This window comes from Magnetococcales bacterium (assembly GCA_015231925.1).
Classification (GTDB): domain Bacteria; phylum Pseudomonadota; class Magnetococcia; order Magnetococcales; family JADGAQ01; genus JADGAQ01.
Genome location: JADGAQ010000093.1, coordinates 1 through 15,601 on the forward strand (window position 1 = coordinate 1; position 15,601 = coordinate 15,601).

Below are 15,601 nucleotides of genomic sequence, written 5' to 3' on the forward strand. Positions count from 1 at the left end.
CTCAATCACAGCTTGGCCGTGGATAATTAATGCTCTATTGATTTAGAATTGGAATTACCCCCATTCTCCCTCGCAGATATACAGCCACAAGCCCTGCGACCTCCTCTTCCCTTTTCATTAATCAAATCAAACCGCGCTAAACTTCCACGACAGGGCTGTTCCTTCCTGCTACACAGAATCCCCTTTTCCCCTTTGGAGCAGTAAAAACAGCGAGGGCGGGAAGTCTCTTCCCGCCCTCGATTGTAATCTCCCGGAAACGACACCACCGCTATTTGGCCGCAGCCATCTCCTCCACTTTGCCCGTGTCCTGAACAGTGGTTTCCAGCTTGGGCGTTTCCGCGACGGCGGCAGGTGTTGGCCAACCGCTGACGGCTGCCATCAGAAGGCTGGCACAGTAGGGAATCGACTGAACCAGAAGCACCAGCACCCAGATGCGGGTATCCGGGGCGTCGAGGCCCACCTTCTTGATGACGGCCCAGATCGCCACCCAGAAAGCGGTCAACACCAGCAACTCCTCTCGCGCCGAGAAGAGGGCTTTCAGCATGCGATGCCCGGAGGCCAGCTTCGGTGTGCGAATGAACGGCAGATTGCGTGTGCCCATGCCGATGAGCATGGCCAGGGCGATGGTGTGAGAGAGCGCCAGTCCGGCAATGGCCGCAGCGATGGCCTGCCCGAAACTGGTCTTCACGCTTTGCCAGTAGAGATGGAAATGCTTGGTCATCTTGAAGATGAATAGCACCAGCGGAAACGCTGAGAAAAGCATCATCGGCGGATCGAAGGTGAGGGGGGCCCAGACCATCAGGGAGGACCAGAAGAGCGCGAAAATGTTGAAGATCAGGTTGAATCCGTCGGCAAACCAGGGCATCCATCCCGCCACGAAGTGATACCGCTGCCCCCAGTTCAAGGAGGATGGCGAGAAATCCACCAGGGCTCTCCAATGGTGACGCAGAATCTGCACCGCTCCGTAAGCCCAGCGGAAGCGCTGTTTCTTGAAATCGGCGAAGGTGTCCGGCATGACGCCGAGCCCGTAGCTTTGGGCCATGTACATGGCCTCATAGCCCTTCTCGAAAATGCGCAGCCCCAATTCCGCATCCTCGGTAATGCACCATTCCGACCAGCCGCCCACCTCCTCCAGAACCGAGCGGCGCACCATGGTCATGGTGCCGTGCTGGATGATGGCGTTCCGCTCGTTGCGGGTGATCATGCCGATGTAGAAAAAGCCACGGTATTCGGCGTAACACATGGCCTTGAAACCGTTTTCCCGTCCGTCCCGATAGTCCTGAGGCGCCTGGACGATGGCCACCTTCTCCTTCATGAACTGGGGCACCAGATCCCGAAGCCAGCGCGGATCGACCATGTAGTCGCTGTCGATGACGGCGATGACCTCCGCTTCGGGAGCTGTCTCCCGCAAGGCGAAGTTGAGGGCCCCCGCCTTGAAACCCTTGAGGGGGTCGACGTGGAAAAAGCGGAATCGTTCACCCAACCGCTCGCAGTGTTCCTTCACCGGTTGCCAGACGGCCGGGTCCTTGGTGTTGTTGTCGATGACCAGGACTTCGAATCGCGGATAGTCGAGATTGGCCAGGGCGTTCAGCGTCTCGATCATCATCTCCGGCGGTTCGTTGTAGGCGGGTACGTGGATGGAGACCATGGGTCGGTCTTCATCGGCGACCTTGGCCAACTGCACCGTGCGACGCCGTTGTCGGATCCATACCGCTTCCGCCCATTCGTGGGCTTCGGCGAAGAGAACCAGGATGACCCCCGCCATGCCGATTCCCATCAGCAGACCGATGGCTAGGGACATGGCGGTCTGATACTGCTGCCCATAGATATAGACCACCAGCACCGAAAGAGAGGAGGCGGCAAAAGCGATGAAGGCCAGGAAACTTCGGGCTCGAAGACGCAGGTTGCTGCTGTCCACCAGAAGCATGGAGAGGGTGATCAGGCCCACGATTACCGAGGCGGCGGCCAATACGCCCCACTCCGGAATGTTCACCACCGGGGCGTCGAAGGGGAACTTGGGCTTGCGTTCCACATCGTAGACACCCCAATAGGCACCGACCCCGCGTTCCATCAAGGTGCTTTTCCAGGGTTGATCGAAGGCTTCCATGAGATAGTAGACGTAACGTTCCGCACGCGCCCTTTCCAGGAAGCGGCGCAGGAAGGAGGCTTCCACCGCAGGGCTCGCTTTGGCCTCCTTGCGGGTGCGACCTTCACTGGGCCAGCCGACCTCTCCGATGATGATCTTTTTGTTCGGATAGGCCTTTTGAATCATCTTGTATTTGTCGACGATGTAATCCACCGCCACGTCGGCGTTGATGCCTTCCCAGTAGGGCAGCATGTGGACCGTGATAAAATCGACATGCTCAACCAGTTCGGGGTGGGAAAGCCAGACATGCCACGGTTCCGCCGTGCTGACCGGCATCTTGAGCTTCTGTCGCACCCGGTCCAGATAGGCGATGACCTCGGGAACGGTCAATTGGGCGGTCAGAATCGTTTCATTGCCCAGGATCACCCGGACCACGTTGTGCCACTGACCCTCCACCACCTCCAGAAGGCGGGCAATCTCCTTTTCATTGGCGGCGGCGTCCGGTTCCAGCCAGGCACCGACCGTCACGTTGATGTCGTATTTCCGGGCCAGTTCGGGAACCCGGGCCAGATCGGCCCGGACGGTGTAGGTGCGGATGGCGTGAACCTTGCCCGAGAGGAGTTTGAGATCCTCTTCGATCTGCGCCACGGTGGGGTGAAGTTCCTTGCTGGGATCCTGATCGGCCCGATAGGGCGAGAAAGCAAAGCCGACGATGCGGTTGGGCCAGAGAGGTTCCACTTTCGGCTGATTGAACCAAGCCCATAGGCTTAGGGTAACCAACGATATGGCCATCATGACAATTATATTTATTATCTTCATCTTGGCTCGATACGGTATTTCAGCTATCCGCTGGGGAGTGCCAATGGCCGTGGCTTGGCGTCAGGAAAAGCATTGCGGACGGGAAGACATGCTATCACTGCTTGGCTTGTGGTTCAATGACGCTTGCCTGGGAAGGATGCGGGGAGGCGAAGTCCGCCAGTCCGTGTTCCTGAAAGAATACACTGTAACGCTTGTCATGCATCAGGATGTGCTGTATAAGCCAGCGGTTGAGAAACATGGCCACGCGCATGCCAATCATATGGGAAGATCCAAGATTAAGGTCATATTGAAAATCGACGATTTTGCGGATCAGGTGGAGGTGTTCGCGGAAATGGGCTTCCCGAGAGGGGTAGCCGTATTCCAGCATGATGGCTTCTTCCCGGGCGAAGTGGTTGGTGGTATAGGTCACCAGCTTGTCCACGATGTGGGCGACCATGGCAAGGGACCGTTTTTCCAATGGTAAATCAAGCAGTTCCCGACTGATGGCGATCAGGTCGCGATGGTCCTTGTCCAGTCGGTCGATACCGACGGAGAACTCATCCCGCCATTCCATGGGGTAGGTGGTCATTGCAGGTTCTCGGGCTGGAGATTAACCTTTTTACATTCTAGTCGAAATTGTACGGGTCTCCAAGCAAATCCGCGTCTGTTGGCTGTGGTTGCAACGGAATGACGCCGACCGATTCCTTGCCGAGAGAGCGGGCCTGGACGACCAACTGCCGATGGTGGGTGAAAAGGATGACCTGGAGTCGGGAGCCGAGATCCAGAAGACGTTCCAGAGTGGCTTGACTGCGCCGGTCGTCGAAATGGACCAGGAGGTCATCGGCGATGAAGGGCAGGGGTTCGTGGCGTTGGGCCCACCAGTCCACCCCGGCGAGGCGCAGGGCCAGAAAACACTGATCACGGGTTCCGTCGCTCAACTGCTCCACGCCAAGGCACTCCCCGGCTGGATGGGTGAGGGCGGTCAGACGGCGTTGGCCCCGCTCTTCCCATTGGGCCTGCAACCCCCGGTAACGTCCCAGGGTCAGGTGGTGGAAATGGTGGCTGGCCCGGCCCAGCAGGGAGGTGGCATCCTCCTCTTGATGATGATCCAGCCCCTCCTCAAGCAGGAGTTGGGCCGTGGCCACCGTCAGCCAGCGCCGGGCGGCCTGGGACAGGGAGGCGTGCAACATGCTGCGCTCCTGAGCCACGACGGCGGCGTCGTGATTATCGGACCGTCCGCGCTGAATGGTTCTGCGTCGTTCGATGTCGGCGACAGTGGCTTCGATGTCGCTTTCCAGGCGGGAAAGCTCTTCCTGTACCTCATCCAGCCGGACCGCCGGGGGCGTGGTGTCCGAGACCTCCGTGACCAGGGCCTGCACCTCCTCCAGGGAGGCGCCCTCTCCTTCGGCGAGAATCTGTTCCCGCGTTTCATCGAGAGCCTGTTTTTTCAGGTTCTGCTCCCGGATGTGCGGCAGGGCGGCCAGGGTGGCCTCCACATTCTCCGGCAGGCCGAATCGCTGGATTGTCTCGCTCAAACGGAGCTGCAGGGAGTCACGTTCCCGGGTCAGACGGGCCCGTTCGGCCTGCAGGGAGACGAATTGTTTGCTCAGTTCCGCAGCGTGCCGGTCCCGCTGCTGGGCTTCCAGCAGCCGTTTCTGCAGGGCCTCCACAACCTCACCCGGAGCCTGTCCGGGCCAACGGGGATCCAGGGTCAGAAAGGGGCCGAGGCGGTTTCGATAGGTTTCCTGCCGACGTTGGACCTCACTTTTCAGGGCCAGGAGAGCCGTGTGTTTCTCCTCCAGAGCGTGGAACTCTTCCCAGCGGTCGGTGGCTTGCCGTCCCAATTCCGGCGGGGCTTGTTCCGGCAAACCCAGCCGGGGGGCCAGACCGGCCCAGCGTTCCCGCCAGCTCTCCTCGGCTTGACCCAGGCGTTGCCGTTGCTGCCGGTCCTGTTGTATCAACGCGGCCCGTTCGGCTCGGGCCCGACGCCGCTCTTCGGCCAGCCGGTGCTGTTCCTTCAGTCCGTTCAGTCCGTCTTGCGCCAGATTCACCCAGGCCTCCAGCGGGGCTTCCGGGGAGAGAGAAAAGCCCGTGGGGAGGGTGGAGAGCAGGTCGTTCAACCAGTGACGATGCCGCTTCTCCTCCTCCTGCTGAGTCCGGTTTTCGGCTTGAAGCCGTTTCAGGGACTGGTGGTGCTGCAATGCCTTGCTGCGGCGCTCCTTCCATTGCGCCAGTTGCTGTGGCTCCAGCGCCGCCAGGGAGGGGGCGGCAAGGGCCTGACGCCATCGGGATTCCTCCTTCTCCCGGGCGTCCCCGGCGAAGCGACGCTCCTCTTCCAAAGCGGCGCACTCCTCCTCCAAACGGTGAATGGTGCGCAGCAGCAGGTCGTATTCCGCCGCCCGTCCGGACTGGTTCTCCAGGAGATCGACCAGCCGGTCCGCCTCCACCAGCTTCTGCCAGAACCGGGAGAGGGCCTGTTGAGTCGGGGTGAGCGGCCCCTCTTGCAGCAACGACTCCAGCAGGAGTTGCCAATCCTGGTCCCGACGCTCCCGGGCTTGGGAGACCTCCCCTCGGGTGACGGGTTTGCCGGCCTGCAAAAAGCCCTGAAGCCGCTCCTGTTGGAGGGTGAGTTCCCGATGTTTCGCCTCCCGGGCCTTGCGGGCCTGGGATTCCCGTTGCCGCACCGTTTGCAGCCTGCCCTGAAACGCCAGAATCTCCTCTTCCGAAGGGAGAATCACCTGTTCCAGATCTTCGGCATGGCCTTGCCAGGGGGTCAGTTCGGCCAGGGCATCCTGACATTGCCGTTGCAGGGCCATTTCGGCAACGGGTTGGTCGGCGGTTTTGCGAGCCAGGGTGGCGCGGGATTCCTGAATGGCCGTTTCCCAATGGGAGAGGGTGGGCCACGGCAGGGGCAGCTCTTCTGCCGGGGGGAGTTCCGCCTCCAGGGCGGTGCGTTCCGCCAGACGTTCCTCAAGCTCTTGCCGTTGCTCCTGCAGACGGCGTATCTCCTCCAGAAGCTTCCGGGAACTTTTCAGCACCATGTCGCCGGGTGGAATGAGGCGTTCATCCCATTGCAGAGCGAGGAGGATGGCCTTTTTCCGCTCCCCGAGCAGGGCAAGCTGGGGCTGCAGGCTCTCCAGGGTATTCACATCGCTCCGGAAGAGGGCCTTCTCCGCGTAGAGGGTGTCAAGGGTTGTCTTGTCCTCAACCAAGGCGTCGTGCGACGGCAATTGGCTCCGTTCCGTTTCGAGACGCTCCAGATTCTCCTGAAGGCGTTCGAACCGGTCCTGGTTTTTTGCCCGTTCGGCAGCGAGGGAACGGATGTTCTCTTCAATGGCCGCCGGAAGCTCCGGAAGGGGCTCCTGTTGCTGCAACCACTCCCGTTGAAGGGTGTATCGGGCCAGCAGGGGGGCCAGGCGGCGAACCCGCTCCAGGGTGTGTCGTTCCCGCAGCAGGCTCTCCTTTTGTTGGCGCAGCAGGCCCAGTTGCCGTTGACTCGCCTGCAGGGCCTTCTCTTCCGCCTGCCAGGCGCTGCCGCTCAACTGGGCTTTTTGCTCCTCCTTGGCCAGGCTGCGCCACTGCTGATGAAGATCCCGGATGGTGGAGTTGCTGCGGCGGCGGGGGTCCAGAAGCCGGCCCATCTCGTCGGTCAACGCCTTCTTGATGGCCATCACCCGCTCGAAACCGCCCACCGCCTGGAAAAAGGCCTCTCCCATGGCCCCTTTGGCCTCCATGAGGCGTTTGCCGCCTTCCCGTAACCCGGCGTGGTCCAGGGCGAAGAGTTCCTGAAATACCCCCGTTTCCACCGGGCCGAGAAAGGAGCCCAGGAAACCGTCGGGCAACGGACGTCCCTGGGCATCGAGCAGGGTCTCCTGGCGTCCCTTGCGTCGGCGGAAGCACAGCCGCTCGCCGGCCCGGGTTTCGATCTCCCCTTCCAGGAGCAGTTGGCCATACCCGTGGCGAAAGGCGTAAGGGGTTTGGGGGTGCATGCCGAAGAGCCACTCCCGCAGGGCGGAGAGCAGGGTGGTCTTGCCTGCTTCGTTTTCCCCCCATACCAGCCACAGTTTCACCCCTTCACGGGAGAAGTCGAGGGACTGATCGGCGAAGTGTCCGTAACGGTGCAGGTGGAACTGGCGGATTCTCATCGCTCCTCCTCGCTCATCTGCCGCAGCAGATGGTCCAGGGAGGTGTCGATATGTTCCTGTAACACGCTTTCCGAGGGTTCGCCGCCTCCGAAAAGCTCCTCGGCGAGAGGGGCCGGCAGCTCCTTGCGCAAGGCGGCGAGGCGTTCCAGAAGACGGCTGCGGAATTCGGGGTGACCACTGCGGTTCTGCATGGTGTGCAGCAGTTGACGCATGGAACCGGTGGGCAGCGACCGGGAGATATCGACTCGCGCGGCCTGTTCCAGCCGGACCGATTCGATCACGATCTCCGCGTTGCAAGCTTCGGCCAGGGCCTGGCAGCGCATGCGCAGGGATTCCGGGTCAAGGCGCCGCAGAACGTGGTTGGGCGAGAGGTCGTCGAAGGTGATGCGAACCAGATTCAAGGGCGAGCTCAGTTCGGACAGGAGGGTTCCCAACCGGGCCTCCACGTCGTCCAGCACCTTTTCCTGACCGACTGAAAGGCGGAGGTGTTCCCAGCGAACGAGATCGATGGGCTGAAAACGGGCGTCCAGGCCCCCGTCTTCGGGGAACGTTTCCACCAGCAGGAATCCCTTGGCGCCGCATTCCCGCACGTTGCGTCCCTGGAGGTTGCCGGGGAAATGGATGGGTGGGGTGTCGCTGAGACATTCCCGTTGATGGATGTGACCCAGGGCCCAATAGTCGTAGCCACAGGCTTTCAGATCCGGGAGACGGCAGGGGGCGTAGGGGGCGTGGCCCTCCCGACCTTCGGCGGCGGTGTGCAGCAGACCGATGTTGAACAGATCGGCATGCGGGCCGGGAAACCGACCCAGGGGATTGTCGAGGACATCCCGTTTGGGATAGCTCCAGCCGTGAACCGCCGCGCCGGTCGCCGGGAGGAGACGGGTTTCGGGGGCTGCGCTGTCGAAACAGAAGACGTTTTCCGGAAGGGGCAGATCCCGAATCAGCGGGCTTTCGGCATCGTGATTGCCCAGAACCAGACAGACGGGGATGCCGGCTTCACGCAGCCGTCCCAGTTGGCGCACCAGAAAGAGCCCGGTGGAGAAGTCCTTCCACGGACCGTCGAAAAGGTCTCCCGCAATCAGCAGCAGGTCGATGCGTCGGGCCACGGCTTCATCCACCAGGGCGGTAAAGGCCTCTCGTGTCGCTCCGGCCAGCCTTTGCGCCAGGTTGCCTTCGAGGTGGGGCAAACCGGTGCAGGGACTGTCGAGGTGGATGTCCGCCGCGTGAATGAAGCGCATGGCCCTCCGGTCGTTTTACAGGCGGTCCAGTACCGATTGTTCGACGTGAATTTCCGTTCGCTTCTGCAGTCCCTTCAGAAAAGCGCCGAAGTACTCCTGTCCCAGGTGTCCGGTCAGGGACTCTTCCAGTTTGTTCCGGGCCTTTTCGAACTGGGTGGGATCGGCTTTGCCGATGGCCTCCAGACGCACGATCTGCAAGGTTTCTCCGGCGTCCAGAACCTGTTCGTGCAGGGGTTTGGCCATGCTGAGGGTAAAGGCGGCGGTCCGCACCGGGGTGGGAACCGTCGGCGTGGGGGATTGTTCCATGAAGGGATCGGAGCGCACCACGCTGATGGCGGGGTGCAGTTTGGCCGCCTCCTCCAGGGATTTGCCCTGCTGAAGCAGTTCCAGGGCCTGTTTCATCAGGGACATGCCCTTTTCCCGAGTCCGGGCGGCCAGCCACTGGGTCAGAACATCCTTGCGGGCCTCCTCCAGGGAGAGGGGTTGGGCATCGAGGCGTTCCTTGACCTGAAGGGCGAAAAAGACCCCGTCTCCGGCTTCGATGAGGGGGGAAATCTCCCCGACCGGGGTGTTGAAGGCGGCTTCAAGGAACTTGGCGTTTTGTTCGAGGCTGGTGGCGGTGTCGGAGGCCTCGCCGAGGGCGATGAAGCCGGTCTCCTTGTAGCGCAGATTGGCGTTTTTGGCCACATCCTGCAGATCGCCGGAGGCGGCGAGCTGATCTTCGATCTTCGTGGAGGCTTCGTAAACCAGATCGATGCCCTTGCGCTCTTCGAGTTGGGCCCGGATCTCGGCTTCAACCTCCTTGAGCTCCTTTTCCTTGCCTTCCCGGATGGTATCCACCCGGATCAGATGCCAGCCCGCTTCGGTGCGCACCGGTTCGGAGACCTGACCCAGGGGGAGGGAGAAGGCCACCTTCTCGAACTCCGGCGGCATGGAGCCGGGGCTGACCAGACCCAGCAGACCTCCCGAGGCGGCGCTGACATCCCGCGACTCCTTGCGGGCCACCTCCTCGAAGGATTGACCGCCGGCGATCCCTTTGGCCAGGGCCAGGGCCTTTTCCAGAACGGCCTGTTCACCGCCGGAGGTAGCGTCGACGGGAAGCAGAATATGGCGAAGATGTCGGGCCGGAGGCTGTCCGTAGGAGGAACGGTGTTCCTGGTAGTACTCCTGAATCTCCTCCGCCGTGACGGAAATGGCGGAGCGCACGCTGTCGGTGTTCAGGACGATATAGGAAACCCGCGCCTTGCGCGGCGAGAGGAACTTCTCCTGGTGTTCCTTCAAAAAGGCGGTCAAGGCGTCGTCGTCGGCCTTGAACTCGGCATTCAGCGCCATCGGTTTCAACTGCAGCGTGGCGATGGTGCGTTGTTCCCGCTCCAGATCGAAGAGGTGTTTGAGCAGCATGGAGGGGACCGCCACGGGAGTTTGCAGGGTGTTTTCCAACTGGGCGTTGGCCATGCCCTGGGACATTTGATTCTCGAACTCCCTCGGGGTCTGCCGGCGACTCTTCAAAAAGGTGTTGTAGCGGACCAGGTCGAATTTTTTGTCGGTCTGGAAGCCTTCCAGGTTGGCGATCTCCTCCCGCAGGGTCTCCGGGGAGGTGGTCAGGCGCAACTCCTGGATGGTGTTGAAAATCAGATATTGGCTGATGAGGGCCTGGAGGGTCTGGAATTTCAGCCCGAGCTGTTCGGCCATCTGGCGGTCGATCTGTCCGCCCGCCATCTGCTGCAGGCGGGAGAACTGCTGCTGGTAGGCCGTGTTGAACTCTTCGGGGGTGATCTCCCATTTGCCGACTTTGGCGACGGGAAGGGTCTCCTTGCGCTCCAGATAATTGCCCACGCCCCAAACGGCGAAGGTCAGGGCCAAAAAGAGCAGCAACAGTTTGATGAGCCAGGTCTTGGCTCCCCGCCGCAACACGTTGAGCATGGGGAGAATTTCCTTTGCCGGATGGAAAGCGCCTTGAAAAACGGGTACTTTAACGTCTGCAGGCCTCGTGCGCAACGTGTCAGGCAAAAAAGATGGGCGGGTTGAACGGTATGATCCGTCGCCCTGCGTCGCCATGCGTTGACTGGGATGCACGGCTTGTTTAGTTTTCCAGGATGGCCGCATGGGATTGGCGGCTTTGGGCAACCCGTCTTATTCCTGAATTTCGTCGCGAAACCGGCCAGGGCGCCTCAGGACAAGGCGCGCGATGCCTCGACGACCGGAACCGTGGTCGTTTTCCGCAGTGAGGATCGTCGAGCGAGCGCAACGCCGTCATGGCGCGATCCTGGTCCGGTTGCAGCAGAAATTCAGGAATGAGACGGGGGTAAAGGGAGCGGGGCGGCATGGAGATCATAAGAGGCTTGCATAACCTTCACCCGCGGCAACGGGGGGCGGTGGCGGCCATTGGCAACTTCGACGGGATTCATTTGGGACATCAGGATCTCTTCCGTGGCGTGAAGGAGCTGGCTGCGCGGCAGGGTGCGCCGGCCATGGCCATCACCTTCGATCCCCATCCCCGTCATGTACTGGATCCCGCATCCTCGCCGTCGCGCATCACCGGACTGCGTGGCAAGGCCCGCTGGATGGCCCATTATGGCATCGACGCCATGTTTCTGCTCCATTTCGATCACCATCTGGCGGCCATGGAGGCGGCGGATTTCGCCGGGGAGTACCTGGTCGGGCATCTGGGGCTGGCCGGTCTGGTGGTGGGCTTCAATTTTCGTTTCGGGGCGCGGGGCGCGGGGGATATCGCCCTGTTGCGCGAGGTGGGACGGCGGAACGGTTTCCCGGTTTGGGAACATCCGCCCTTTTTTCACCAAGGCGACCCCGTCTCTTCCACCCGGGTGCGGGAAACGGTGTTGTCCGGGGATCTCCTTCAGGCCGAAGCCCTGCTGGGGCGACCCTTCGAGATCGAAGGCAAAGTGGGGCATGGTGCGGGTCGCGGCGGTCGTCTGGGGTGTCCCACGGCGAATCTCTCTCTGGCCGGATTCCTGCATCCCCCACGAGGAGTCTATATTTCGGAAGCCTGGGTGGACGGCGTCTGGTATCCCGCCGTGTCCAACATCGGCTGCAATCCCACCTTCGGGGGGGAGCATCCCCGCCTGGAGACCCATATTCTGGCGGAAGTGGGGGTGTTGTACAGTCGCGGCATTCGCATCCGCTTTTGCAAATGGCTGCGGGACGAGCGCCCCTTTCCCGATGCCCGGGCCCTTTTGACGCAGATTGAACACGATATCGCCACGGCCCGGACCTGGTTCGAACACCATCCGGTGGGGGGTGGCGACTCTTTGTGAAGGAATCGTTGGAATGCGGGAGAGAAGCATGCTTTACTGGGGGTTGGGTACCGGGGCTGTCGTCCTGCTGCTGGATCAGTGGACCAAGGCCTTTTTCTCGCAACTGCTGTGGCACTCCGGCATCACCCTGATACCGGGTTTTCTCAACCTGGACCTGGTTCACAATCAGGGTGCGGCCTTCGGCATGTTCCGCTCCCTGGAACCGATGTGGCGGGATGGTATCCTCGTTCTGGTCGCCGTGGTCGCCGTGGTGTTGATCGTGGCCATGCTGCGCAAAACCCCCGATCTGTTCAGCGCCCTGGCGCTGGGACTGGTGCTGGGCGGGGCCATCGGCAATCTGGTGGACCGCCTGCGCTTCGGATGGGTGGTCGATTTCATTCATGTACACTGGTACGAACTCTCCTGGCCGGTGTTCAATGTGGCCGACAGCGGCATCACGGTAGGAATCGGCATGTTGATCTGGCAAAGTTTCTTCTTCAACAAGGATGGATCACGATGACGTCTCGGCACCTTTTCCTGGCAGTTGTCCTGGCCACCCTCGTCGGGGGCTGTTCCAGCACCTTTCGCATGCCCTGGGAGGATAGCTCCCTGGAGGTCAACCGCATTGCCACCCGGGAGCCTTTGGAGGTTCCCCCGGATCTCTACAGCCTGCCCCAGGCGGGAGAGAGCCCGGCTGCCGAGGAGTCTTCCAAATCCTCTTCCGCCCGGGATCACCTCTTCGGCAAGAAGGAGGCGCGGGGGGAGAACGCCCGGCGTAGCGAATCCGGCGGGCTTCCCGGCTGGATGGGCAGTGGCGGCAAGAATCCGTAAACCGCCGCAATCAGGCTGGAGGATGGCATGAAAGGCGTGTTGCGACGGGCCGTGGGCTTGTTGTTGCTGGTGTTCGCCCAGGAGGTCTCGGCAGGGGACACCGTAGCGGAGAAAACCTGGCTGGCGCACCGGGACTTTCGTCTTGAAAACGGGCTGCGGGTGGTCCTGGTTCAGGAGCCCAAGGCGCCGGTGGTGGTGACCCAGGTCTGGTACCGCGTGGGTTCGGTGGACGAGGAGCCGGGACGCACCGGGCTCTCCCACATGCTGGAACACATGATGTTCCGGGGCACCCCCGACCATCCCGACGGGGAGTTCTCCCGCATCGTTTCCCACCTGGGAGGTGATGACAACGCCTCCACCTCCCAGGATTTCACCCAATACTACGTCAAGATCGCCTCGAACCATCTGGAGCGGATTCTGGCTCTGGAAGCCGATCGCATGCACAACCTCCGTCTGGAGGAGGAGGTGTTGCGCACCGAAAACGCGGTGGTTCAGGAGGAGCGTCGCAGTCGCACCGACAGCGATCCCCAGGCCCGCATGGCCGAAAAGTTTCAGGAACGGCTCTTCTCCGGTCATCCCTACGGCCATCCCATCATCGGCTGGATGGCCGACATTCAGGCCCATCGGCGGGATGATCTGGCTCGCTGGTACCGCCTTCATTACGCGCCGAACAATGCCGCGCTGGTCGTGGTCGGGGATTTGGATCTCGATCGGGCGCAACGTCTCGTGGAAACCTATTTCGCCTCGATTCCACCGGCGGAATCCCTGCCCGACGGTCGTATCGCCCGTCCGCCGCTTCCCGAACAACCGCAACGTCTGGTGGTGGAGGATGCCACCGCCCGGGTCGGGTTGTGGAACATGGCCTTCAGCGCCCCCTCTCTGGCTCAGGGGGACGCCGAGCGGGAGGTGATGGCCTGTGAGGTTCTCACCGAACTTCTGGGCGGCGGCCTCTCCAGCCGGCTTTACCGCCGCCTGGTGGTGGAGGAGCAGCTTGCGGTGGCGGTCAACGCCGGATACGGCGGGATGGAGCGGGGAGGGGGCACCATTCAGCTTCAGGTCACCCCCCGGTCGGGGGTCGACGCGGTGCGTATCGAGGAGCAGGTGCGGGCCGTGATCGAGCGGTTGCGGCAGGAACCGGTCGATGAGACCGAGCTTCAGCGGGTGCGGAACAACCTGATCGCGGGGCATGTCTTCACCCAGGATTCGGCCTATTATCTGGCCCACAGCATCGGGCGTTCCGTGACGGCGGGTATCGACTGGCGCGGTCAGGTGCTGGACTATCCGCATCATCTTCGGGAGGTTGCGGTGGCGGATGTGCAGGCGGCGGCCGGGCGTTATCTGGATCCGCAACGGGCCACCATCGGCTGGTTGCAACCGGCTGGGCAACGCTCCGGGGGCTCCTCACCGGTGGAGGCCACACCATGATCAAGCGACTGATTCTGGGGATGTTGCTGGTGATGTCGGTCATACCCCATGGCCGGGCCGCCGCCCTGAAAGCGCAGCACGGGGAGACGGATCGGGGCATGCCGGTCTACCTGGTGGAGAGCCATACCCTGCCGATGGTGCAGATCCGCCTGCTGATTCGCGCCGGGAGCGCCTACGATCCCGAGGGGAAGGAAGGGCTGTCGGAGTTGACGGCCTGGATGTTCAACGAAGGCGCCGGACCGTGGGACGGGCAGGCTTTTCAGGAGCGGCTCGAATTCCACGGCGTGCGGTTGCAGGCTCAATCCGGTCGGGATCTGTTGTCGATCTCCGTGACCACCTTGACGGAACATGCGGAGGAGGCCTGGCATCTGCTGGGGGAAGCGCTGATTCGTCCCCGTCTCGATGGGGCAGCCTTTGGCCGGGCCATCGAGGATCTGCTCTCCAACCTGGAAAAAGAGCGGGAAGAACCCACGACCCTGGCCCAGAAGGCCCTTTGGCAACGGGTTTACGGCAAACACCCCTACGGCAAGCCCGCGAAAGGGCGCGTTGAATCGGTTCGGGGTCTGACCCTCGCCGATCTGGCGGATTTCCGGGACAAGGCCTTTCGGGGCCCCGGCATGGTCATGGCCGTGGCCGGGGATCTGGACTGGGAACGGCTGAGCCGGCTCAACGCCACCTATTTGAAGGATCTCAACGCCGAACCGGGTCCCTTCGCACCCATTGAAAAGGCTCCCGATTCCCTTTCGGGTCAGAGTCTGCATATTCCGCTGGAGACGCCCCAGACCGCGTTGCTGCTGGGCCGGGTTGGCATCGACCGGCACGATGCGGACTATTTCCCCCTGATGGTGTTGAACCACATGCTGGGCGGCAGCGGCCTGACCAGCCGACTTTCCCTGGAGATTCGCGAAAAGCGGGGTCTGACCTACGGTGTCGATTCGGCCTTCGATCCGTTGGAGGGGAGGGGCGCCTTTCTGATCTCGCTGCGCACCAAAAACGCCTCCGTCCGGGAGGCTCTCGAACTGGTGAAACGGGAGTTGAAACGCACCGTTCAGGAGGGATTTTCGGAAGAGGAGGTGGCGGAGGCCAAGCGTAATCTGATCGGCTCCTTCCCCCTGCAATTGGACGGGCTGGGCAAGCTGGCCACCAACTGGAGCAATATCGGCTTTTACCGTCGCGGCCCGGATTATCTGGAACAGTGGGCCAGTCGGGTGGAGGGGGTGAGCCTCGGTGATCTGCGGCGGGTGGCTGCCCGGTTGTTGAATCCGGAGGGTTTTTCGGTGGTGACGGCCGGCGGGCTGGATCCGGGTCTGCCGGCGACCCAACCCCTGCTTGAGGAGTCGGACAAAAAGCCGGAAAAGTGAGTCCGTTTCTGTTTCGCTGATACCGGGGGCCGGGGGGATACCCCCCGTATGCCGTGCGTTTCGTCAGAAAGTGTCAATTTTCCGTGAACCAGGTATCGAAGGCCAGATGCAGCAGCAGGTGGACCTTTCGGGCGGTCAGGATCAGCTCTTCCGTGCGTCCGGCCAGGAGCAGTTTTTCGCAAAGTTCGTCGTGAAAGGCCTCGCCGAAGCCCTCGTGATGATCGTCCACATCGGAGGGGTGAATCGCGTCGAGGGGTTTGCCCATGCGCCGTTCGATCTCCCGCTGAAACCAGAGACCGGTTTCCATAAACAGCCGCTCTTCCTCTGCCTCATCCATTCCCGGCTCCTCCTCATGGTCTGACCTGTCGGCAACCATTCAGAAGGCGTGCCAAAGTAACTATTCAGACCTCTGCACGGTGCAGCATGATCGTGTCAACGGCGAAAGGAAAAGTCCCAGGGGTGC

Annotated in this window: 11 protein-coding genes; 5 read left to right on the forward strand and 6 right to left on the reverse strand. The window is 61.8% G+C overall.

The features are described from left to right. Positions 1-268 precede the first annotated feature (268 nt). The 5 genes from HQL56_11295 to HQL56_11315 all read right to left on the reverse strand — a co-directional run bounded on the left by HQL56_11295 (position 269) and on the right by HQL56_11315 (position 10,190). Positions 269-2,905 (reverse strand): glycosyltransferase, encoded by a 2,637-nt coding sequence (locus HQL56_11295; GenBank protein MBF0310101.1) that lies wholly within the window; start codon positions 2,903-2,905, stop codon positions 269-271. Positions 2,906-2,999: 94 nt separating this feature from the next. Next, positions 3,000-3,473: a hemerythrin family protein gene (locus HQL56_11300; protein ID MBF0310102.1), complete on the reverse strand. Its 474-nt coding sequence runs from the start codon at positions 3,471-3,473 to the stop codon at positions 3,000-3,002. A gap of 37 nt (positions 3,474-3,510) precedes the next feature. Beyond that, positions 3,511-7,029 (reverse strand): AAA family ATPase, encoded by a 3,519-nt coding sequence (locus HQL56_11305; GenBank protein ID MBF0310103.1) that lies wholly within the window; start codon positions 7,027-7,029, stop codon positions 3,511-3,513. Beyond that, positions 7,026-8,267 (reverse strand): DNA repair exonuclease, encoded by a 1,242-nt coding sequence (locus HQL56_11310; GenBank protein ID MBF0310104.1) that lies wholly within the window; start codon positions 8,265-8,267, stop codon positions 7,026-7,028. Before HQL56_11310 ends, HQL56_11305 begins: the two co-directional genes overlap by 4 nt. Positions 8,268-8,282: 15 nt before the next feature. Further along, a complete protein-coding gene (locus tag HQL56_11315) occupies positions 8,283-10,190 on the reverse strand; it encodes a SurA N-terminal domain-containing protein (protein ID MBF0310105.1) in 1,908 nt (635 codons plus the stop codon). A gap of 401 nt (positions 10,191-10,591) precedes the next feature. Between HQL56_11315 and ribF the strand changes: the two genes are divergently transcribed. The 5 genes from ribF to HQL56_11340 are packed head-to-tail and all read left to right on the forward strand — an operon-like array spanning position 10,592 to position 15,138. Continuing rightward, positions 10,592-11,542 carry a riboflavin biosynthesis protein RibF gene (gene ribF / locus HQL56_11320; protein MBF0310106.1) on the forward strand — a complete coding sequence of 317 codons (951 nt, stop codon included), beginning with the start codon at positions 10,592-10,594 and terminating at the stop codon, positions 11,540-11,542. Positions 11,543-11,555: 13 nt separating this feature from the next. After that, on the forward strand, positions 11,556-12,041 hold the full coding sequence (lspA, locus tag HQL56_11325) for a signal peptidase II (protein MBF0310107.1): 486 nt from the start codon (positions 11,556-11,558) through the stop codon (positions 12,039-12,041). Beyond that, a complete protein-coding gene (locus tag HQL56_11330) occupies positions 12,038-12,352 on the forward strand; it encodes a hypothetical protein (protein MBF0310108.1) in 315 nt (104 codons plus the stop codon). Before lspA ends, HQL56_11330 begins: the two co-directional genes overlap by 4 nt. A 27-nt stretch (positions 12,353-12,379) precedes the next feature. Continuing rightward, entirely contained in the window at positions 12,380-13,777 is a 1,398-nt protein-coding gene (locus tag HQL56_11335) for an insulinase family protein (GenBank protein ID MBF0310109.1), read from the forward strand. Beyond that, on the forward strand, positions 13,774-15,138 hold the full coding sequence (locus HQL56_11340; GenBank protein ID MBF0310110.1) for an insulinase family protein: 1,365 nt from the start codon (positions 13,774-13,776) through the stop codon (positions 15,136-15,138). Before HQL56_11335 ends, HQL56_11340 begins: the two co-directional genes overlap by 4 nt. A gap of 73 nt (positions 15,139-15,211) precedes the next feature. Here the strand turns inward: HQL56_11340 and HQL56_11345 are convergent, their stop codons facing one another. Next, positions 15,212-15,475 carry a hypothetical protein gene (locus HQL56_11345; GenBank protein MBF0310111.1) on the reverse strand — a complete coding sequence of 88 codons (264 nt, stop codon included), beginning with the start codon at positions 15,473-15,475 and terminating at the stop codon, positions 15,212-15,214. Positions 15,476-15,601 lie beyond the last annotated feature (126 nt).